The sequence below is a fragment of the Streptomyces sp. RGM 3693 genome (assembly GCF_050471125.1).
Lineage (GTDB): Bacteria > Actinomycetota > Actinomycetes > Streptomycetales > Streptomycetaceae > Streptomyces.
The window spans coordinates 1,182,890-1,201,513 of record NZ_JBMPPQ010000001.1 but is presented as its reverse complement, the minus strand read 5'-3'; the positions used below and the strand labels follow the sequence as shown (position 1 = coordinate 1,201,513).

Here is an 18,624-nt window from a genome sequence, read left to right as displayed (position 1 = left end):
AGGGGGCGCACCATGGACGCGTTCACCGCAGGTATTTTGCAGCGCATACGGAACACCGAAGCCGATCTGGTCCGGGCCCGCGAGTCGGGTGACGAGCTTCTTGCCGAGGTCGAGCTGGCGGAGCTTGAGGACTTGCAGCGCCTGGCCACCGAGCACGGCGTGCGGTACACCGTCAACGCCTGATTCCGGCTGCTTAGGACAGCTGCTGCGCCCCGGCACCGGGGGAAGGTGCCGGGGCGCAGTCATGCCCGCACGCGGTGCGTGGGCGCGGGATCGGGTCAGTCGTGCCAGGCGCCGAGTTCGTCCAGCCGCGGCTGGAGGGCGGCGAAGACGCCCGGCGAGGCGGCGACGGTCAGTTCGTGGCTGGCGGCCCGGCCGGGGCGGCCGCCGGTGAGTGCGCCGGCCTCGGCAGCAATCAGGACGCCGGCCGCGTGGTCCCAGGGGTTGAGGCCGCGCTCGTAGTAGCCGTCGAGCCGGCCGCAGGCCACGTCGCACAGGTCGATGGCGGCCGAGCCGCCGCGGCGGATGTCGCGGACCTCTGGGAGCAGGGCGCGGACGACCTCCGCCTGGGCGGCACGGCGCTCGGTGAGGTAGCCGAAGCCGGTGGCGATCAGGGCCTGGGCGAGCGGTGGGGCGGGCCGGTGGCGGATCGGTTCGCCGTTGAGGTGGGCGCCGCGGCCGCGGACGGCCTGGAAGGTCTCGCCGCGCATCGGGACGGCGACCACGCCGACGACCGCCTCGCCGTCTTTCTCCGCGGCGATGGACACGGCCCAGGAGGGCAGGCCGTAGAGGTAGTTGACGGTGCCGTCCACGGGGTCGATGACCCAGCGCACGCCGCTGGTGCCGGGGCTGCCGGCACCCTCCTCCCCCAGGAAGCCGTCGGTGGGGCGGTGTTCCCCGATGAAGTCGATGATCAGCTTCTCGGAGGCGAGGTCCATCTCGGTGACGACGTCGATGGGGCTGGTCTTGGTGGCGGCCACCCCCAGGTCGGCGGGGCGGCCGTCGCGCAGCAGGGTCGCGGCGCGGCGGGCGGCCTCCAGGGCCAGTTCGAGGAGTTCGTCGTGCAGGGGGTCGGTGTGCGGCTGCTGGGGGTGCTGCGGGTCGGGCACGGTGCTCCTTGCTCGGACGAGCGGTGGTCGGGGGCTCGGGCGGGCGGGGCGGGTCAGGCGGGGGCCTCGGCCGTGGGGCCGGTCCAGTCGGCGCCGGCGGCGGCCGGGCGGGGCGCCCGGGTGGGGCAGCAGCCGAGGGGGCAGAGGTCGTGCGAGGCGCCGAGTGCGCCTAGTGCGCAGCGTTCGGGGGTGGTGCCGCGTTCGGTGGCGGCGCGCTCCAGGAGGAGGTCGCGGACGGCGGCGGCGAACCGGGGGTCGGCGCCGACGGTGGCGGAGCGGGCGACCGGCAGGCCGAGTTCGGCGGCCTTGGCGGTGGCCTCGGTGTCGAGGTCGTACTTGACCTCCATGTGGTCCGAGACGAAGCCGATGGGGGCCATGACGACGGCCGGGGTGCCGGCGCCGTGCAGCTGCTCCAGGTGGTCGCAGATGTCGGGTTCCAGCCAGGGGATGTGCGGGGCGCCGCTGCGGGACTGGTAGACGAGCTGCCAGGGGTGGTCGATGCCGGTCTCGTCCCGTACGGCGTCGGCGATGACCTGAGCGACGTCCAGGTGCTGGGCTACGTAGGCGCCGCCCGTGCCGTCTTCGGTGTGGTCGTCGGGGGTGCCGGAGGTGTCGGCGGCCGCGGTCGGGATGGAGTGCGTGGTGAAGGCGATGTGGGCGCCGGCGCGGGTCTCCTCGGGGAGTTCGGCGAGGGAGGCGAGGACGCCGTCGACCATGGGGCGGACGAAGCCCGGGTGGTTGAAGTAGTGGCGCAGTTTGTCGACCTGGGGGGCGGGCAGGCCCTCGGCTTGGAGGGTGGTGAGCGCGTCGGCGAGGTTCTCGCGGTACTGGCGGCAGCCGGAGTACGAGGCGTAGGCGCTGGTGGCGAGGACGGCGATGCGGCGGTGGCCGTCGGTGACCATGGTGCGCAGGGTGTCGGTCAGGTAGGGCGCCCAGTTGCGGTTGCCCCAGTAGACGGGCAGGTCGAGGCCGTGATCGGCGAAGTCCTTGCGGAGGGCGTCGAGGAGTTCGCGGTTCTGGGCGTTGATGGGGCTGACGCCGCCGAACAGGAAGTAGTGCTGGCCCACCTCCTTGAGGCGCTCGCGGGGGATGCCGCGGCCGCGGGTGACGTTCTCCAGGAACGGCACGACGTCGTCGGGGCCTTCGGGGCCTCCGAAGGACAGCAGCAGCAGGGCGTCGTAGGGGCGGGGATCGCACTGTTCGGGCATGCCTCCGATCCTGCCACTCCCGGCTCGGACGCGAGGGGTCAGGCCCTGGTGGGGCGGGCGGAGTCCGGGGCGGAAACCAGGAGGCGCCGAGCACCCCGCCAGCCGTAAGCTGTATTGGCCATAGACATTCCTTACCGACTTCCTCACCTGGCGGAGCACCCCGTTGCCCAGTCCCTACCGCGCCATCTTCGGTCGCCCCGGCACCAAGTCGTTCTCCGCCGCGGGGCTGCTGGGGCGGATGCCGCTGTCGATGATGGGCATCGGCATCGTCACGATGGTGTCCCAGCTGACCGGTCGGTACGGACTGGCGGGGGCGTTGTCCGCGACGCTCGCGCTGTCCGCGGCGGTCCTCGGGCCGCTGATCTCCCGCTTGGTGGACCGGCACGGCCAGCGCCGGGTGCTGCGTCCGGCGACGCTGGCGGCGCTGGCGGCGGTCGCCGGGCTGCTGCTGAGTGCGCAGCAGCGGTGGCCGGACTGGACGCTGTTCGCCTTCGCGGCGTGTGCGGGCTGCGTGCCGAGCGTGGGCTCGATGGTGCGTGCGCGATGGGCGGAGCTGTACCGGGGCTCGCCGCGCGAGTTGCACACCGCGTACTCGTGGGAGTCGATCGTCGACGAGATGTGCTTCATCGTCGGCCCGATCCTGTCGATCGGGCTGTCGACGGCGTGGTTCCCGGAGTCCGGGCCGTTGCTGGCCGGGGTGTTCCTGGCGGTGGGGGTGTTGTGGCTGACCGCGCAGCGCGCGACGGAGCCGGTGCCGCATCCGCGTGAGCAGCACGCCAAGGGGTCGGCGTTGCGGTCGGCGGGGCTGCGGGTGTTGGTGGCGACGTTCGTGGCGACCGGCGCGATCTTCGGGGCGATCGACGTGGTGACCGTGGCGTTCGCGCAGGAGGCCGGTCACAAGGCCGCGGCGAGCCTGGTGTTGGCGGTGTACGCGTTGGGGTCGTGTGTGGCCGGCGCGGTGTTCGGGCTGCTGCACCTGGCGGGGCCGCCGTCCCGTCGGTGGCTGGTGGGGGTGGCCGCGATGGCGGTGAGCATGGTGCCGCTCCAGGTGGCGGCGTCGCTGAGCGGTTCGCTGGTGCTGCTGGCCGTTGCGCTGTTCCTCGCCGGGCTGTCGATCGCGCCGACGATGGTCACGACGATGGCGCTGGTCGAGGAGCATGTGCCGCGGACGCAGCTGACCGAGGGCATGACGTGGACGAGCACCGGCCTCGCGGTGGGGGTGGCGCTCGGCTCGTCGGCGGCCGGCTGGGTGGTGGACGCGGCGGGTGCCGCTCGGGGCTATCTGGTGCCGCTCGCCGCGGGTGTCCTGGCCGCGCTGGTGGCGCTCGCCGGCTACCGCTGGCTCCGTCCGCGGGGCGTGTTGGCTCCGTCCTCCCCCGCGGCCGGCGGCATCCCGGCTCCGGCGGAACCCCCGCTCGTAGAACGCCACGACGGGACGCGGACGGGCTGACCCGGGGAACGTACGGGCACGGCGCGGACGGGCGGGCGGCACCCATGGGTCACGCGGTCCGCGCCGTTGCCGTGTCCGTGTCCGTAACTCGTGGAGGGGGCTCTCCTCTCTGCACCATCACCACAACCGTCGGTCCCGTATACCTCACCGGTACAGCCGCCGCTCCTCTCTGCACCATCACTCGGGCCGCCCCCAACACGCCACCGCTGCGGGTGACTTCGCGTGCACTCGGTTGACTCCGAGCTCGGCTGGCCTCCCCGCGCTTGCGCCCGGTGGGTGGGCGGCCGGTGCGACTCCTCGACATTCCCCTGTTACCGGCGGTACGACATGTCCGGGAGCCCTCCGATTACGCCCGTTTTCTCGGCGGTGTGATTCCAGTCACCCCTCCCGGAAGTGGCACCGGCGACTGGCATCATGCGCTGACCAACGGCGGCCGAACACGGCCGGCTCGCGCGGAGGGGAGGCATCGTCACCATGGCAGTCACCGACGTCATCGGCGGCTCAGGAGGGCGCGACTCGGGAGGGCCCTGGCGCAACTGGGCGGGCAATGTGACCGCCCGCCCCACACGGACCGTGGCGCCGGCGAGCACCGAGGAACTGGCGGCCGCCATCCGAGCCGCCGCGACGGACGGCTTGTCGGTCAAGGCGGCCGGCACCGGACACTCGTTCACCCCAGCCGCCGCCACCGACGGCGTGCTGATCCGCCCCGAGCGCCTGACCGGGATCCGCCGGATCGACCGTGCGGCGGGGACGGTCACGGTGGCCGCCGGCACCCCGCTCAAGCACCTCAACCAGGCGCTGTCCGCGCACGGTCTGTCGCTGACCAACATGGGCGACATCATGGAGCAGACCATCTCGGGGGCCACCAGCACCGGCACCCACGGCACCGGCCGGGACTCCGCGTCGATCGCCGCGCAGATCACCGCCCTGGAACTGGTCACCGCCGACGGTTCGGTGCTGCACTGTTCCGCCGAAGAGAACCCTGAGGTGTTCGCCGGGGCGCGGCTGGGTCTGGGCGCGCTGGGCGTGGTCAGCGAGCTGACGCTCGCGGTGGAGCCGGAGTTCCTGCTGACCGCCCGCGAGGAGCCGATGCCGTTCGACGAGGTGACCGCCCGCTTCGACGAACTCGTCGCCGAGAACGAGCACTTCGAGTTCTACTGGTTCCCGCACACCGGCAACTGCAGCACCAAGCGCAACAACCGTAGCCAGGGTCCGGCCGCGCCACCTGGGAGGGTGAGCGGCTGGATCGAGGACGAGTTGCTGTCCAACGGGGTGTTCCAGGTGGCCTGTGCGGTCGGCCGGGCGGTGCCGGCCGCGATACCGGGCATCGCGAAGATCTCCAGCCGGGCGCTGTCGGCCCGTACATACACCGACATCCCCTACAAGGTGTTCACCTCGCCGCGGCGGGTGCGGTTCGTGGAGATGGAGTACGCGCTGCCGAGGGCGGCGGCGGTCGAGGCGCTGGGTGCGTTGAAGGCGCTGGTGGAGCGGTCGGACTTCAAGATCAGTTTCCCGGTGGAGGTGCGGACCGCGCCGGCCGATGACATCGCACTGTCCACGGCGTCGGGCCGGGACACCGTGTACGTCGCGGTGCACATGTACCGCGGGACGCCTCATCAGGCGTATTTCGGTGCCGCCGAGCGGATCATGACGGCCCATGAGGGTCGACCGCATTGGGGGAAGCTGCACACCCGCGACGCGGAGTACCTCGCGGAGGTCTATCCGCGGTTCGGTGAGTTCACGGCGCTGCGCGACCGGCTGGACCCGGAACGCCGGTTCGCGAACGGGTACCTGCGGCAGGTGCTGGGTGAGTGAACGGCGGTCGGCCCCTTCGTGACGTGCCGCAGCCCGGTGTCCCGTAGGGGGCACCGGGCCGCGGTCGTGGGTGGTCCGCCGGTCGGGCGGTCCGCCCGTAGGGGGCGATCCTTCGTCAGGGGGTTCAGGGGGCGTTGGGGTCGGGGGTCTGTCGGCTGCCGGGGTTCTGCTCGCTCTGCTGGTGCCCCGGCGTGGCGCCGCCGCCGGTCGAGCCGGAACCGTCGCCCTTGCCGCCGTCGGTGCCGGCGGACGGGCTCGGCGACGCGTCGGGGGACGACGAGGCGCCCGGGCTCGGGGAGCCGGTGGCGCCGTCGCTCGGGGTCGGCGTCGGGGTCTGCCCGGTGTGGCCGGTACCGCTGCCGGTGCCGTCGGTGCCGCTACTGCCGGAAGGGCTGGGGTCGGGCGACGGTGAGCCGCGGTCACGGCCGTTGCCGTTGCCGGTGGAGTGGCCGGGGTCCGGGGTCTGCGGGGTACTGGGCCGGTGCGGGGAGACGTTGCCGGTGGTGAGGTTGCCAACGGTGGTGCCCTTGACGCCGCTCGCCGTCTCGCCGACGAGCAACTCGGTGGCGGTCACCGCTCCCATGGCGAGCACGAAGACGGCGAGCGCACCGAGCGCGGGCCGCTTCCAGCCGCGCAGCCGGGTGCCGTAGGTAGCGCTGGTCTCCTCGGTTACGTGCGGCGTGGTGCCGGGCTCCGCGGTGCCGGGCGCACCGACCTGCGGGAGTACGGCAGTCGCGTCGGCACCCCGGAGCGCCGCCCGCCCTAGGGCCATGGTCCGCTCGGCCGGCCGCCCCATCAGCTGGGTCGCCTCCGGGTCATGGCCGGGTGGCTGCTGGGCGCGCGGGATCAGCTGGGTGCGGGCGACCGCGGGCCCACGGTCGCGGGCCGCGACGGAGGTGACCGGATCCTCCGTGCCGTGTTTGTCGAAGGTGGGCAGCACCATCGTGGGGCCCGCGGGCTCCGGGGTACTGGTGGTGGCTTGGGATTGGGTGGTGGGCACCCGGCGCGGCTTGGGCCGGGTGGTGACCGCCGCTTCCTTGATCTGCTCACCGGTGCGCCGGAACAGGTGTTGGAATATGGAGCCGCCGGTCGTGGCGACAACACTGACGACACCCGCGCCGATGATGGTTCCGTACACACCGAGCTGACCCGCGAGGTACGCGGCGACGGCCGCGGCGAGCGCGCTGCCGGAGACCTGGGCGAGGCTCAGGTCGATCCGCTTCTTCTTCGGTTTCGTGTCGGCTTCGGTTTTTTCGTCCATCTCCTACCTTTGATCGCCCCTTCGATCCATCTTGCATGGAGAAGTGACCAAATGGCGGAGTCAATAGTTCCGAATCTGTGGAATCTGTGAACCTCGCCACCTTCACTGCAGGTAGAGAGATCGACAAGGTGACTTGCCCGGACTGCGCACCCAGAACTTCCGCGGCGCGGCGGTCCACTTCGGTGGCCCGAATGGAGTACTGTGGCGAGCCCTGGCCCCGGTTCCCGTCCGGCTGCCCGGACCCGCGGGAGGGGCACTGAAGGTGACGCCCTCCTTGGGGTGCCGTCGCTCGGCACGGGTGGTCGGTGACAGGGCAAGCGGCATGGTCACTGAGCGTTGCGAACTGGTAACCGTGTCATAACGGCGTTTCTGGGCCAAGCCCCGACACGCCGGGCAACTCGGCAATGTTGTGGCAGGCTGCACCCGGGCAGGCCACACTCGACTAGCGGAAGCAGCGACGCACGTGACGTCGGCAGGCACCACCCGGGAGGTCCCCATGCCCGAACTGCGTGTCGTGGCCGTCTCCAACGACGGCACACGGCTGGTGCTCAAAGCTGCGGACAGCACCGAGTACACGCTTCCGATCGACGAGCGGCTGCGCGCCGCCGTCCGTAACGACAGAGCGCGGCTGGGCCAGATCGAGATCGAGGTCGAGAGCCATCTGCGCCCGCGGGACATCCAGGCGCGGATACGAGCCGGCGCCTCCGCCGAGGAGGTCGCCCAGCTCGCCGGCATCCCCGTCGACCGAGTGCGCCGCTTCGAGGGACCAGTGCTCGCCGAACGGGCCTTCATGGCCGAGCGGGCCCGCAAGACCCCCGTACGCCGGCCGGGCGAGAACACCGGCCCGCAGTTGGGCGAGGCGGTCGCGGAGCGGTTGCTGCTGCGCGGCGCCGACAAGGACAGCACGCAGTGGGACTCCTGGCGTCGGGACGACGGCACGTGGGAGGTGCTGCTCGTCTACCGGGTCGCGGGTGAGCCGCGGTCGGCGACCTGGACGTACGACCCGCCGCGCCGCCTGGTGCAGGCCGTGGACGACGAGGCGCGAGCGCTGATCGGCGAGAGCGACGACACCCCCGAGCCGAGCTTCCCGTTCGTGCCCCGGATCGCGCGACTGCCGCGCGACCGGCCGCTGGACCGCGCCCTGGACCGGCAGATGCCCGAGCGATCCGGCGAGGACCGGGAACGGGACGGGCGGAGCGAGGAAGCCACCAGCGAGCGGGAGCGGGATTCGCTGACCAGCCTGCTGGAGGCGGTGCCCAGCTTCCGGGGCGACATGGTCGTACCGGAGAGCGCCAAAGCACCACAGGCGGACGAGGCTGAGCAGGCCGAGGTCGAGGAGCCGCCGGCACCGGCGGCGAGCGCGGGCGCGGGTTCCGCGTACGCCGACGTGCTGATGCCGCGGGCGGTCGCCGGCCACCGCGATCGGCTGACCGGGACGACGGACCGGCAGGCCGAGGCGGACGGGGTGCGCCCCGGGCGCCGGGCCGCGGTGCCCAGCTGGGACGAGATCGTCTTCGGCACCCGGAGGAAGAAGCCGGAATAGCCCGGAAGAACGGGGTTCCGGTCCCGTTGCACGAGACGTCCGCCCGCCCCCTGCGCGCAGGGGGCGGGCGGACGTCGTCGTGCGGGCCCGTGACGGGCCTCAGCGGCCGCTCAGCCGGGCTGTGAGCCGGTGGCGACGGGGCGGGAGGGGTCCGCGCACCATTCGCTCCAGGAGCCGACGTACAGCGCCGCGGGGATGCCGGCGACGGCGAGGGCGAGGACCTGGTGGGCGGCGGAGACGCCGGAACCGCAGTAGACGCCGACCTCAGCGTCGGCCGTGGCGCCCAGCGCCGCGAACCGCTCGGCCAGTTCGGCGGCGGGGCGGAAGGACGTACTGCCGTCGGCGACGTTCTCGGTCGTGGGGGCGGACACCGCGCCGGGGATGTGGCCGGCCACCGGGTCGATGGGTTCGGTCTCGCCTCGGTAGCGCTCCCCCGCCCGCGCGTCCAGGAGGACACCTCGGCGGGCCAGTGCGGCAGCGTCGTCCGCGGTCAGCATCGGTACCGCACCGGGTGCGGGGGTGAAGTCACCCACCTGCGAAGTCACTTTGTCGATACTCATGGCGCCGCCAGACGCCTGCCAGGCGGCAAGTCCACCGTCGAGAACCCGCACGTCCGGGTGACCCGCCCAGCGCAGCAGCCACCACGCGCGGGCGGCGGCCCAGCCCTGGCCGCCGTCGTAGGTGACCACCGGACGGCCGGCGCTGACGCCGGCGGCCTGCATCGCCGCGGTGAAGGCGGCGAGGTCGGGGAGCGGGTGGCGGCCCGCCTGGCCGGGCGGCCCGGCCAGTTCACCGTCGAGGTCCACATAGACCGCGCCGGGCAGGTGGCCGGCCTCGTACTCGGGGCGGCCGGGCGGGCCGCCGAGCTGGTAGCGCACGTCCAGGAGGAGCGGAGCGTCGGGGCCCGCCAACTCGCTCGCGAGTTCGGTAGCGGTGATGATGGCATTCATGGGACTCATCCTTGCGTAGCGGTGACTACGTACAGAAGGCGGGTGCCCACCCTCCGTATGACGGAGTTGCGGGGCGTCGCCCCGCCGCCGAAACGGAAGGGAAACGTCAAAACGGGCATTCTCCCTCGTGAACGCGCCGTGGACGGCGCGGCCGGGGCGCACACCCGGTGACAGGGTGCGAGCATCTGCTCGGGACCCGCGCCCGTACCGCACATGGCCAGCACCCCGATGCTCCGAGGAGAGTAACGATGACGACCGAGGCAGCAGCCCGGCGGATGCCCGGTGCGCCCTGCTGGGTGAGCCTCCTGGCACACAGCCTGCCCGCGACGCAGGAGTTCTACGGCGCGCTCTTCGGCTGGGAATTCCGCCCGGGACCGCAGCATTTCGGTCCGTACGCCCGTGCCTTCCTCGACGGGCTAGAAGTGGCCGGGGTCGGTGAGCTAGCGGCCGACCGGCACCTGCCGGTCGCCTGGACCACCTATCTGGCCAGCGATGACGCGGATGTGACCGCCGAGCAGATCCGCGCCTGCGGCGGCACGGTGGGCGTCGGCCCGCTCGACGCCGACGACGCCGGCCGGATGGCGATCGCCTCCGACCCGCAGGGCGCCATCTTCGGGGTCTGGCAGGGCCGGGCGATGTTGGGCACCGCGGTCAGCGGCGAACCGGGCACCCCGGTGTGGAACGAACTCGTCACCCAGGAGACGAACTCCGTCGCCCCGTTCTACGAGCACGTCTTCGGCTTCGAGTCCGAGGCTGTGGTCTCGGCCGACTTCGACTACCTGACGCTGCACATCAAGGGAAAGCCGGTCGCCGGCATCCACGGCGTCGGCAACGCGCTGCCGCGCGACCGCGGTCCGCACTGGATGACGTACTTCGCCGTCTCGGACACCGACGCCGCCGCGCGTCGGGTCGCCGAACTCGGTGGCCAGGTGCTGCGGCCGGCGCGGGACTCGGCGCACGGCCGGCTGGCGACCGTCGCCGACAACGAGGGCGCGGCCTTCACCATCATCCAGCGGCGCTGAGGCGCCCCGCGCGCCCGGCGGACCGGAGCGGCTAGCGCTGGGCGTCGACCGGCAGGACGTCGGGGGAGAGCGCGGCCGCGCGGGCGGTCGCCGCGGTCTGCCGGCGGCGGTGGTGGCGCCGGCACAGCACCTCGTAGCCGACCTCCGCCGGCCGCTCCGCGTCGGCGCCGTCGCTGCGCACGTCACCGACGACGACCTGTGCGCCCTCGACGACCATCCGGCCGTCGACCGTGCGGGCGTTGTGGGTGGCCCGGGCACCGCACCAGCACAGCGCCTCGACCTTCAGCACCTCTATGCGGTCGGCGAGTTCGACCAGCCGCTGGGAGCCGGGGAAGAGCTTGCTGCGGAAGTCGGTGGTGATGCCGAAGGCGAAGACGTCCAAGTCGAGGTCGTCGACGACCCGGGCGAGCTGGTCGACCTGTTCGGGGGCGAGGAACTGTGCTTCGTCGACGATGACGTAGTCGACCCGGCCGCCGGAGCTGAGGTGTTCGACGACGTGGACGTAGAAGTCCAGGTCGTCCTGCACCTCGACGGCCTCCGTGACCAGGCCCAGGCGGGAGGAGAGCTTGCCGTGTCCGGCCCGGTCGTCGCGGCTGTAGATCATGCCCTGCAGACCGCGGGTCGAGCGGTTGTGCTCGATCTGCAGCGCCAGTGTCGACTTTCCGCAGTCCATCGTTCCGGAGAAGAACACCAGCTCGGGCATGGGGGTTAGCGGGCCTTTCGGGCTCGTACGGGAGGGACAGTGGGGGTCGGTGGGGCGTCGGGGAATACAGGGCGCGCGGTCCGGGCGCGGCTACGGATCAGGTGCGGACTTCGAGGAGCGGTACCAACTGCTCCACCGGGGTCATGGAGCCGTGCAGGCCGACCATCTGCGACTCCCCTGGTTCCCGTTCGCTCGCGATGATCGCCATGTCGGCGTGGGCGGCGGCCACCACGTCGCCGATCCGGGCGCGGACCCGGTCGTCGACGTGCGGTCCGAACCAGCCCGCGGCGATGGCCTCCTCGCGGCTGGCCACCCACATCTGGTCGCCGACCACCTCACGCCAGACGGCGAGTACATCGGTGGCGGCGCCCGGGTGGGCGTACACGTGCCGGGCCCGGCCCTCGCCGCCCAACAGGCGTACGCCGGCGCGCAGTTCCCAGTCCTCGTCGAAGTCGATCCGGGAGTCAGGGTCGAAGGGGATGTCGATCATGCCGTGGTCGGCGGTGATGTACAGGGCGCTGCGTGGCGGGAGTTGTTCGGCGAGCCGCTGGGCGAGCCGGTCCACGTAGAGCAGTTGGCCGCGCCACGCGTCGGAGTCGACGCCGTAGCGGTGGCCCTTGCCGTCGACCTCGGAGTAGTACGTGTAGACCAGCGAGCGGTCGCCGGCGGCGAGTTGTTCGGCCGCGAGGTCCATCCGCTCCTCACCGGAGAGACGGCCGTGGAAGGCGCCGCCACTGAGCGCGATCCGGGTGAGCGGAGTCTGTGCGAAGTCCGGTGCGGAGACCTGGCAGGTGTGGATGCCGGCGGCGTCGGCGAGCTGGAAGACCGTCGGGTACGGCTGCCAGACGTGCGGATCGGTCCATGGGCGCCAGCGCAGCTGGTTCATCAGTGCGCCGGTCGCCGGGTCCTCGCAGGTGTATCCGGGCAGGCCGTGGGCGCCCGGGGGCAGGCCGGTGCCGACCGAGGCGAGGGAGGTGGCGGTGGTCGCGGGGAAGCCGGCGGTGAGCGGGTGGCCGGTGCCGTTGAAGGAGGTGTCCAGGAGGGAGGTGAGGAACGGTGCCTCGCCCGGGTGGGCGCGCAGCAGTTCCCAGCCGAGCCCGTCGATCAGGAAGACACAGGCGCGGTCGGCGGGGGCCAGCTCCATGCCGGTGGTGACACCGGGCAGGCCCTGGCCCGCGGCGATGGCGGGCAGCAGGTCGGCGAGGGAGCCGGTGCCGTAACGGGGCACCGGGGCGGTGAGCGGGTCGAGCGGTTCTGGTTCCGGCCAGGCGGGGGCGGTGTAGGCCATCAGCGGGTGCTGGTGGCCGCGGTGGCCTCGGAGAGCGCCTGGGCGAAGGTGAGCGTCTCGCGCACCGAGTCGGGGCCGTCGCCGGCCTCGCTGACCCGGAGGGAGAGGTCGTCGGCGGTGGACGAACCGGTGTAGCCGTGGTCCGCGTCGCAGTTGGGGTCGCCGCAGCTGGCCGGCTCCAGGTCGAGGCGGGCCACCGCGCCCCAGCCGATGGTGAGGACGACCTCGCGGGGAAGCTGGCCGGGGGTGTAGGACTCGGGGTTGGCGACGACGCGGCTGAGCACCACGGACGAGATCCGGCCGAGCTTGACGGATTCCGTGGAGGTGGTGGCGTAGGGGGACGGGGAGGTGGCGTCGGCGGCCTGCTCGTCGGTGTGGCTGACGATGAAGCGGGTGCCGGTCAGGACCAGGACCGTGACGTGGCGGCGGACCTCGTTGGCATCGAAGGTCGTCTCCTGGTGGACGAGGTACGACACCACCGGCTCACCGCCGACCGCAGCCTGCACCGCCTCGGCCACGAGCGTCGGGTAATAGCCACTGCGCTCGATCGCCGCGCGCAGCCCCTGGGTCGTCGTACCGGTCTTAGCCATGGGGTCCATCTTACGGGGCGTACCGGGGCGCGAGAGCCTCAGTAGACGGGCAGCCGACGGGGCCCGAGGTCAGTGGTAGCGGGCGGTCTGGCGAGCCGGACGGAGGCGCCCAGGACGGCCAGGCCGTGCGGGGCGACGACGACGGGTTCGAGGTCGACGGCGACCACCTCCGGGTGGTCGTCGACGAGCCGGGAGACCCGTAGCAGTAGTTCCTCCAGGGCGGCGGTGTCCACGGGCTGGGAGCCGCGCCAGCCGAACAGCAGGGGGGCGCTGCGGATCGACCGGATCTGCTCGTTGACCTCGCGATCGGTGGCCGGAATCAGACGGTGGGCGATGTCGCCGAGCAGCTGGGAGGGCGCGCCGGCCAGCCCGAAGGAGAGGACCGCGCCGGCGGCGGGGTCGATGGCGGCGCGGACGACGGTGTCGACGCCGCGCGGCACCATCGCCTGGACGACCGGCCGCAGCTCTTCGGGGGAACCCAGGAAGTCGGTCAATTCGGCGTAGGTGCGGCGGAGTTCGACCTCGCCGGCGATGTCGAGGCGGACGCCGCCGAGGTCGGCGCGGTGCCGCAGGTGGGGGGCGGTGGTCTTGAGGGCGACCGGGTAGCCGAGGCGGGCGGCGGCGCGGACGGCGGCGTCCGGGTCGGGGGCCGGGAGGGTGGGGCGGGGGTGGATGCCGTAGCGGGCCAGCAGGGCCTCGGCGTCGGCGGGGGGCAGCGCGACGGAGCGGCCGGGGGCGACGTCCGTGGTGAGCCGGTCGAGCAGCTGCTCGATGTCGGCGCCGGCCGCCGCCTCCTGGATGTCGTCGTATTCGGGCACCCGGCCTGGTTCGGTGGCCGCTCGGCGCCACGCTGCGTAGCGGACAGCCTCGGCGAGGGCGCGGACGGCACGCTCGGCGGCCGGGTAGGCGGGGATGTGGACGGGACGGGGGTGGGCCGGGGCCTCGGGGGCGGGCGCCCGGTCCGGGGCGTGCGCGGGGGCCGGGGGGCGGGGCGGGCCCGGGGGGTGCGGCGGCCGGGGCGGGGCGATGGGCCTGCCCTGGGCTTCGGGGGAGCTCTGGGGCTGGGCGGCCGGTTCGTGGGGCGCGTGCGGGTCGTAGGGCTCCGGTGGGGCCGCGAGCGTCGCGGCCAGGTCGTCCATCGCCAGGTGGACGACGGTGACCGGCTTGCCCGGGTCGGCGGCGGCCGCGGCGCGCAGGGCGTCGGCGAGCGCGGCGCCCTCACTCTCCCCCGGGACGGCGGCGTCCTCCTCGGCCACCCACGGGATGGCGGTGACGACGACGGCGTCGCAGCCGGGCCCGGCGAGCGCGGCGGCGAGCGCGGCGCGGAAGTCCTCGGGGATCGCCGCGGAGGGCAGTACGTGGGGGCGCTGCGGGCGCAGTCCTTCGGTGAGGCAGGCGTCGTAGGCCAGCAGGGCCAACGATTCGGAGTTGCCCAGGATGGCGACGCGCGGGCCGGCCGGTAGCGGCTGGGAGGCCAGCACCAGCCCGGCGTCGATGAGTTCGGTGACGGTGTCGACGCGGATCACGCCGGCCTGGCGCATCAGGGCGGCGACGGTGCTGTCGGGGACCCGGACGGTGGGGACGGCGTGGCCCAGGGGGGCGGTGCCGTGGTGCCGGGCCCCCTTGGCGACCACCACGGGTTTCACGGCGGCGGTGCGGCGGGCCAGCCGGGCGAATTTCCGGGGGTTGCCGATGGACTCCAGGTAGAGGATCGCGACGTCGGTGTGCGGGTCGTCGTACCAGTACTGGAGGAGGTCGTTGCCGGAGACGTCGGCGCGGTTGCCGGCGGAGACGAAGGTGGAGATGCCGGCGATGCCGCCGTCGCCGGGGCCGCGCTCGTGCAGTCCGCTGAGCAGTGCGATGCCGATCGCTCCGGACTGGGTGAACAGGCCGATCCGGCCGGCGCCGGGCATCTGGGGAGCGAGGGAGGCGTTCAGCCGGGCGTCGGGAGTGGTGTTGATCAGCCCGAAGGCGTTGGGCCCGATCAGGCGCATGCCGTAGGAGCGGGCTTGGCGGAGCAGGGCGCGCTGTCGCTCGCGGCCGTCGGTGCCGGCCTCGGCGTAACCGGAGGAGAGGACCAGCACCCCTTGGACGCCGTGTTCGCCGCAGTCGCGGACGACGTCGGGCACGCCGGCCGGGGGGACGGCGATCACTGCCAGGTCGACCGGCTCGGGGATCTCGCGCAAGGAACGGGCGACGGGGACGCCCTCGGGCTCCAGACGCCGCAGGTCCTCGGGGAAGGCGTGGTTGACGGCGTGCACCCGGCCGGTGAAGCCGGCGTCGAGGATGTTGCGCAGGGCCGTGCGGCCTACGCCGCCGAGGGCGCGGCCGGTGCCGATGACGGCGATCGAGCCCGGGGCGAGCAGGCGTTGGACGGAGCGGGCCTCCGCGCGCTGCTCGCGGCCGCGCATCACGGCCATGGACTGCTCGGTCGGTTCGAGGTCGAACTCCAGGCGGACGACGCCGTCCTCGAAGGTGCGCTTCTGGGTGTAGCCGGCGTCCGTGAACACCTTGATCATCTTGGTGTTGGCGGGCAGGACCTCGGCGGCGAACCGGCGGATGCCGCGCTCGCGGGCGACGGCGGCGATGTGCTCCAGGAGGGCGGAGGCGACGCCGCGGCCCTGATGGGCGTCCTGGACGAGGAAGGCGACCTCGGCCTGGTCGTCCTCGGGGCGCTTGGCGGGCAGTCCCCGCTCGTCGATCCGGTCGTAGCGGACGGTGGCGATGAATTCGCCGCCCACCGTGGCGGCCAGGCCGACCCGGTCGACGTAGTCGTGGTGGGTGAACCGGTGGACGTCACGGTCGGACAGGCGCGGATACGGCGCGAAGAAGCGGTAGTACTTCGATTCGTCCGAGACCTGCTCGTAGAAGGAGACCAGTCGCTCGGCGTCGGCGGGCGTGATGGGCCGGATGCGGGCCGTACCGCCGTCGCGCAGCACCACGTCGGCTTCCCAGTGGGTCGGGTAGGCGTGATCCGGCGGCGTCTGCATGCGGACAGCGTACGGCGGGGCACTGACAACGGGCTCGACGTGCGTACCCTCGTTTTTCCCGGCCTCGCCGCGGCGAGGCCAAGGACCTGGAAGGGGGGCCCGGAAGCCCGGACGGAATGCCGGGACGAAGGGCTTCGGGACCACTCCTGACAGCGTGCAAGAATGGTCTAGACAACAGTCACGACTTTGAAGGGCAACACCATGGCTGAGCGTCGCGTCAATGTCGGTTGGGCCGAGGGCCTGCACGCCCGCCCCGCGTCGATCTTCGTCCGAGCGGCCACCGCCTCCGGTGTCCCGATAACGATCTCCAAGGCCGGCGGCAACCCCGTCAACGCCGCGTCCATGCTCGCGGTCCTGGGCCTGGGCGCCCAGGGTGGCGAGGAGATCGTGCTGGCCTCCGACGCTGAGGGTGCCGAGGCTGCGCTCGAACGCCTGGCGAAGCTGGTCGCGGAGGGCCTTGAGGAGCTCCCCGAGACCGTCTGAGGAGCGCCGGGGCCGCGCGCCCCGTCCACTACTTCTCCTGATGCGGCCCTGCCGCGGTGACCGGGACATCCGGCTGCTGCGGCGGGGTCGTTTCGTTGCGGAGGCATCGCGGGAGCCTTGGCTCCGCGGACCATCGCCGGTGGCGTCACGGGCAGCGATCTCCCGAGCCTGCGTCACACCGACATCCGGAAGTGCGCAGAAAAGGGCGCCGGGGCATAGCGCGCGACCTCTGGTCAGCCGCGCCCGGAAAATTTCCCCTTGCCCTCTTTCGCCTCCGAGAATTCCCTCTCGCCCGGATATCGCCCCGACCGGAATCCTTCTCCGGTGAATTTATCGCGCCAGGATTCCGGAAACGGAGCGCGAACGCCAAGCCTCGCCCTCCCACCGTCCTCGCCATTCCTTCCGCTCACCAACAATTCCCCTACGCCTCCTCTTTGTATACGGGGTGATTGTTAAGCGCGGGCGCGTGCCGTGTTGACGGGCCGTTTCACCTCCCTCACAGCAGGAGCGGCACGCCGCAGCTGGTACACGGGCAGCGACCGCTCGACGTGCGCCGCCATGAGGGCGCGCGCCCGTTCCGCGTCACCACGGGCCACCGCGTCAAGTACGGCGCCGTGTTCGTCCCACGAATCGGCGGGGCGGGCCGGCGGCTCCACGACGTACACCCACTCGATCTTGCGCCGCAGCTGGGTGAGGAGCGCCGTGAGGCTGGGGCTGCCGGTCGCCTGGGCGAGCGTTTCGTGGAACCAGGCATCCAGTTGACGCAGGTCCGCGGGGTGGCCGTGGCGGGCCCGTTCCCGGCCGAGCCGCACCAGGCCGCGCAACACCTTCAGGTGGGCGGAGCTGCGGCGGGCGGCCGCACGGGCGGCGCCCAGCGGCTCCAGGAGGGCGCGGACGTCGAGGAGGTCGGCGGCCTCCTGTTCGGTGAGTTCGGCGACGCAGGCGCCCGCGTGGTGCCGGGTGGTCACGAATCCCTCGGACTGGAGGGTGCGCAGCGCTTCCCGCACCGGGACCCGGGAGACGCCGTACCGCGCGGCGAGAATGTCCTCGATCAGCCGGCTTCCCGGCGTGAGCACACCCGACACAATATCGTCGCGAATCGCTGTACACACCGCGTGCGCGGAAATGTGACCTCGCATCGTCCGTGCCTCCGCCGTAATCCCCGGAAAACGTCGCCGCTCGGCGACTTTCCCCGACTCTATTCGACCGGGACGGACTTTCCCTCGGGACGTCGTGAATTCATCGGCGCTTTTCGGCCGGTGGGCAGGGGAACCGTGGGGCGGTACGCCGATGGCCTTGGGGAGAAGCCGATGCCCTCGGGAAGACACCGGCGGCCCTATAGGGACAGCAGAACCCCGGCGCGCCAGGGGTGGCGGGCCGGGGTTCCGGGGGACGGTACTGCGGCGGAGAGATCGCGGTCAGGTCAGACGGTGACGCCGTGCGCGCGGAGGTAAGCGACCGGGTCGATGTCCGAGCCGTAGTCGGGGCCCGTCCGGGCCTCGAAGTGGAGGTGCGGTCCCGTGGTGTTGCCGGTGTTGCCCGAGAGGGCGATCTGCTGGCCCGGGGTGACCGTCTGGCCGACCGTCACCCCGAAAGACGAAAGGTGACCGTATTGGGTGTACGTACCGTCGTTCATCCGGATCACGATGTTGTTGCCGTACGCACCGCCCCAGCCGGCCTCGACGACGGTGCCCGAGCCCACGGCGTGGACGGGCGTACCGGAGGCGGCGTGGAAGTCGATACCGGTGTGGCTGCCCGAGGACCACAGGCCGCTGGACGCCTTGTACCCGGTGGAGACGTAGGAACCGGTCACGGGCGCGACGAAGGTGTTGAGGCGCTTGCGCTCGGCCTCGCGGGCGGCGCGCACCTTGGCCGCGCGTTCCTCGTCGGCCCTCTTCTTCGCCACCTCGGCCAGCCGGACGGCCTCGGCCTCGGCCTTCGCCCGGGCCGCGGTGGCCTCGGCGGCCGCCTGCTGCGCGTCGGCCTGGGCCTCGATCCGGACGGCGAGCTCGTCACCCATCACGACGGACTGCTGGAGACCGGTGTCGTGGGGGGCCGACTCGCCCGTGGCGGCCAGCGCGGGCGACGCCACGGAGGCGACGACACCAGAGGCCGCGAGGGTGGCTATGCCGGCGAGGTTACGGGTGGTACGAGCGGTGCGGCTCGCACGGCGGTGCTTCCCGGTGGCACGGGTGAACGCCATGTACTGGCT

General features: G+C 72.6%; 16 protein-coding genes. 6 read left to right on the top strand and 10 right to left on the bottom strand.

Features of this window, described 5'->3' with window-relative positions; all coding sequences use genetic code 11:
• Nucleotides 1–12 precede the first annotated feature (12 nt).
• Nucleotides 13–183, top strand: coding sequence for a hypothetical protein (locus ACO0M4_RS05060; RefSeq protein WP_180985689.1), 171 nt, complete (start codon nt 13–15; stop codon nt 181–183).
• Nucleotides 184–278: 95 nt separating this feature from the next.
• On the opposite strand, the gene ACO0M4_RS05055 is transcribed toward ACO0M4_RS05060, so the two are convergent.
• Both ACO0M4_RS05055 and ACO0M4_RS05050 read right to left on the bottom strand, forming a co-directional pair.
• On the bottom strand, nt 279–1,109 hold the full coding sequence (locus ACO0M4_RS05055; protein WP_430368394.1) for an inositol monophosphatase family protein: 831 nt from the start codon (nt 1,107–1,109) through the stop codon (nt 279–281).
• 53 nt (nt 1,110–1,162) lie between these two features.
• Nucleotides 1,163–2,317: a ferrochelatase gene (locus tag ACO0M4_RS05050; RefSeq protein WP_430368393.1), complete on the bottom strand. Its 1,155-nt coding sequence runs from the start codon at nt 2,315–2,317 to the stop codon at nt 1,163–1,165.
• A 163-nt stretch (nt 2,318–2,480) separates the two neighbouring features.
• On the opposite strand from ACO0M4_RS05050, the gene ACO0M4_RS05045 reads away from it, so the two are divergent.
• Complete coding sequence (locus ACO0M4_RS05045; protein ID WP_430368392.1) at nt 2,481–3,767, top strand: MFS transporter; 1,287 nt, start codon at nt 2,481–2,483, stop codon at nt 3,765–3,767.
• Nucleotides 3,768–4,241: 474 nt separating this feature from the next.
• Nucleotides 4,242–5,582: a D-arabinono-1,4-lactone oxidase gene (locus ACO0M4_RS05040; RefSeq protein WP_430368391.1), complete on the top strand. Its 1,341-nt coding sequence runs from the start codon at nt 4,242–4,244 to the stop codon at nt 5,580–5,582.
• A 124-nt stretch (nt 5,583–5,706) separates the two neighbouring features.
• On the opposite strand, the gene ACO0M4_RS05035 is transcribed toward ACO0M4_RS05040, so the two are convergent.
• Nucleotides 5,707–6,843, bottom strand: a complete 1,137-nt coding sequence (locus tag ACO0M4_RS05035) for a hypothetical protein (RefSeq protein ID WP_430368389.1) — start codon at nt 6,841–6,843, stop codon at nt 5,707–5,709.
• A 496-nt stretch (nt 6,844–7,339) separates the two neighbouring features.
• On the opposite strand from ACO0M4_RS05035, the gene sepH reads away from it, so the two are divergent.
• A complete protein-coding gene (sepH, locus tag ACO0M4_RS05030; protein WP_430368387.1) occupies nt 7,340–8,386 on the top strand; it encodes a septation protein SepH in 1,047 nt (348 codons plus the stop codon).
• Between the two features lie 110 nt (nt 8,387–8,496).
• Here sepH and ACO0M4_RS05025 read toward each other — a convergent pair whose 3' ends face one another.
• On the bottom strand, nt 8,497–9,336 hold the full coding sequence (locus ACO0M4_RS05025; RefSeq protein ID WP_430368386.1) for a sulfurtransferase: 840 nt from the start codon (nt 9,334–9,336) through the stop codon (nt 8,497–8,499).
• A gap of 248 nt (nt 9,337–9,584) precedes the next feature.
• Here ACO0M4_RS05025 and ACO0M4_RS05020 point away from each other — a divergent pair, with 248 nt between their 5' ends.
• Nucleotides 9,585–10,358: a VOC family protein gene (locus tag ACO0M4_RS05020; RefSeq protein WP_430368384.1), complete on the top strand. Its 774-nt coding sequence runs from the start codon at nt 9,585–9,587 to the stop codon at nt 10,356–10,358.
• A 31-nt stretch (nt 10,359–10,389) separates the two neighbouring features.
• Here the strand turns inward: ACO0M4_RS05020 and ACO0M4_RS05015 are convergent, their stop codons facing one another.
• The 4 genes from ACO0M4_RS05015 to ACO0M4_RS05000 all read right to left on the bottom strand — a co-directional run bounded on the left by ACO0M4_RS05015 (nt 10,390) and on the right by ACO0M4_RS05000 (nt 15,929).
• Nucleotides 10,390–11,061, bottom strand: coding sequence for a thymidine kinase (locus tag ACO0M4_RS05015; protein WP_430368383.1), 672 nt, complete (start codon nt 11,059–11,061; stop codon nt 10,390–10,392).
• Between the two features lie 97 nt (nt 11,062–11,158).
• Nucleotides 11,159–12,349 (bottom strand): alkaline phosphatase family protein, encoded by a 1,191-nt coding sequence (locus ACO0M4_RS05010; protein WP_430368382.1) that lies wholly within the window; start codon nt 12,347–12,349, stop codon nt 11,159–11,161.
• Nucleotides 12,349–12,939 carry a DUF5998 family protein gene (locus tag ACO0M4_RS05005; protein WP_100603970.1) on the bottom strand — a complete coding sequence of 197 codons (591 nt, stop codon included), beginning with the start codon at nt 12,937–12,939 and terminating at the stop codon, nt 12,349–12,351. Before ACO0M4_RS05005 ends, ACO0M4_RS05010 begins: the two co-directional genes overlap by 1 nt.
• A 38-nt stretch (nt 12,940–12,977) precedes the next feature.
• Nucleotides 12,978–15,929: a GNAT family N-acetyltransferase gene (locus ACO0M4_RS05000; protein ID WP_430368381.1), complete on the bottom strand. Its 2,952-nt coding sequence runs from the start codon at nt 15,927–15,929 to the stop codon at nt 12,978–12,980.
• A gap of 201 nt (nt 15,930–16,130) precedes the next feature.
• Here ACO0M4_RS05000 and ACO0M4_RS04995 point away from each other — a divergent pair, with 201 nt between their 5' ends.
• Complete coding sequence (locus tag ACO0M4_RS04995) at nt 16,131–16,412, top strand: HPr family phosphocarrier protein (RefSeq protein ID WP_390021880.1); 282 nt, start codon at nt 16,131–16,133, stop codon at nt 16,410–16,412.
• A 452-nt stretch (nt 16,413–16,864) separates the two neighbouring features.
• Here ACO0M4_RS04995 and ACO0M4_RS04990 read toward each other — a convergent pair whose 3' ends face one another.
• Together ACO0M4_RS04990 and ACO0M4_RS04985 are read right to left on the bottom strand one after the other, a co-directional pair.
• A complete protein-coding gene (locus ACO0M4_RS04990) occupies nt 16,865–17,551 on the bottom strand; it encodes a GntR family transcriptional regulator (RefSeq protein WP_430368379.1) in 687 nt (228 codons plus the stop codon).
• A 284-nt stretch (nt 17,552–17,835) separates the two neighbouring features.
• Complete coding sequence (locus tag ACO0M4_RS04985; protein WP_430368378.1) at nt 17,836–18,615, bottom strand: M23 family metallopeptidase; 780 nt, start codon at nt 18,613–18,615, stop codon at nt 17,836–17,838.
• Between the last annotated feature and the right edge of the window lie 9 nt (nt 18,616–18,624).

What these genes read in the sequence shown, in the direction of transcription:
- ACO0M4_RS05020 (WP_430368384.1), top strand. Translation starts at nt 9,585, where the DNA reads ATGACGACCGAGGCAGCAGCCCGGCGGATGCCCGGTGCGCCCTGCTGG.
- ACO0M4_RS05015 (WP_430368383.1), bottom strand. Translation starts at nt 11,061, where the DNA reads ATGCCCGAGCTGGTGTTCTTCTCCGGAACGATGGACTGCGGAAAGTCG.
- sepH (WP_430368387.1), top strand. Translation starts at nt 7,340, where the DNA reads ATGCCCGAACTGCGTGTCGTGGCCGTCTCCAACGACGGCACACGGCTG.
- ACO0M4_RS04995 (WP_390021880.1), top strand. Translation starts at nt 16,131, where the DNA reads ATGGCTGAGCGTCGCGTCAATGTCGGTTGGGCCGAGGGCCTGCACGCC.
- ACO0M4_RS05050 (WP_430368393.1), bottom strand. Translation starts at nt 2,317, where the DNA reads ATGCCCGAACAGTGCGATCCCCGCCCCTACGACGCCCTGCTGCTGCTG.
- ACO0M4_RS05060 (WP_180985689.1), top strand. Translation starts at nt 13, where the DNA reads ATGGACGCGTTCACCGCAGGTATTTTGCAGCGCATACGGAACACCGAA.
- ACO0M4_RS05005 (WP_100603970.1), bottom strand. Translation starts at nt 12,939, where the DNA reads ATGGCTAAGACCGGTACGACGACCCAGGGGCTGCGCGCGGCGATCGAG.
- ACO0M4_RS05040 (WP_430368391.1), top strand. Translation starts at nt 4,242, where the DNA reads ATGGCAGTCACCGACGTCATCGGCGGCTCAGGAGGGCGCGACTCGGGA.
- ACO0M4_RS05025 (WP_430368386.1), bottom strand. Translation starts at nt 9,336, where the DNA reads ATGAATGCCATCATCACCGCTACCGAACTCGCGAGCGAGTTGGCGGGC.
- ACO0M4_RS05010 (WP_430368382.1), bottom strand. Translation starts at nt 12,349, where the DNA reads ATGGCCTACACCGCCCCCGCCTGGCCGGAACCAGAACCGCTCGACCCG.
- ACO0M4_RS05035 (WP_430368389.1), bottom strand. Translation starts at nt 6,843, where the DNA reads ATGGACGAAAAAACCGAAGCCGACACGAAACCGAAGAAGAAGCGGATC.
- ACO0M4_RS04990 (WP_430368379.1), bottom strand. Translation starts at nt 17,551, where the DNA reads ATGCGAGGTCACATTTCCGCGCACGCGGTGTGTACAGCGATTCGCGAC.
- ACO0M4_RS04985 (WP_430368378.1), bottom strand. Translation starts at nt 18,615, where the DNA reads ATGGCGTTCACCCGTGCCACCGGGAAGCACCGCCGTGCGAGCCGCACC.
- ACO0M4_RS05000 (WP_430368381.1), bottom strand. Translation starts at nt 15,929, where the DNA reads ATGCAGACGCCGCCGGATCACGCCTACCCGACCCACTGGGAAGCCGAC.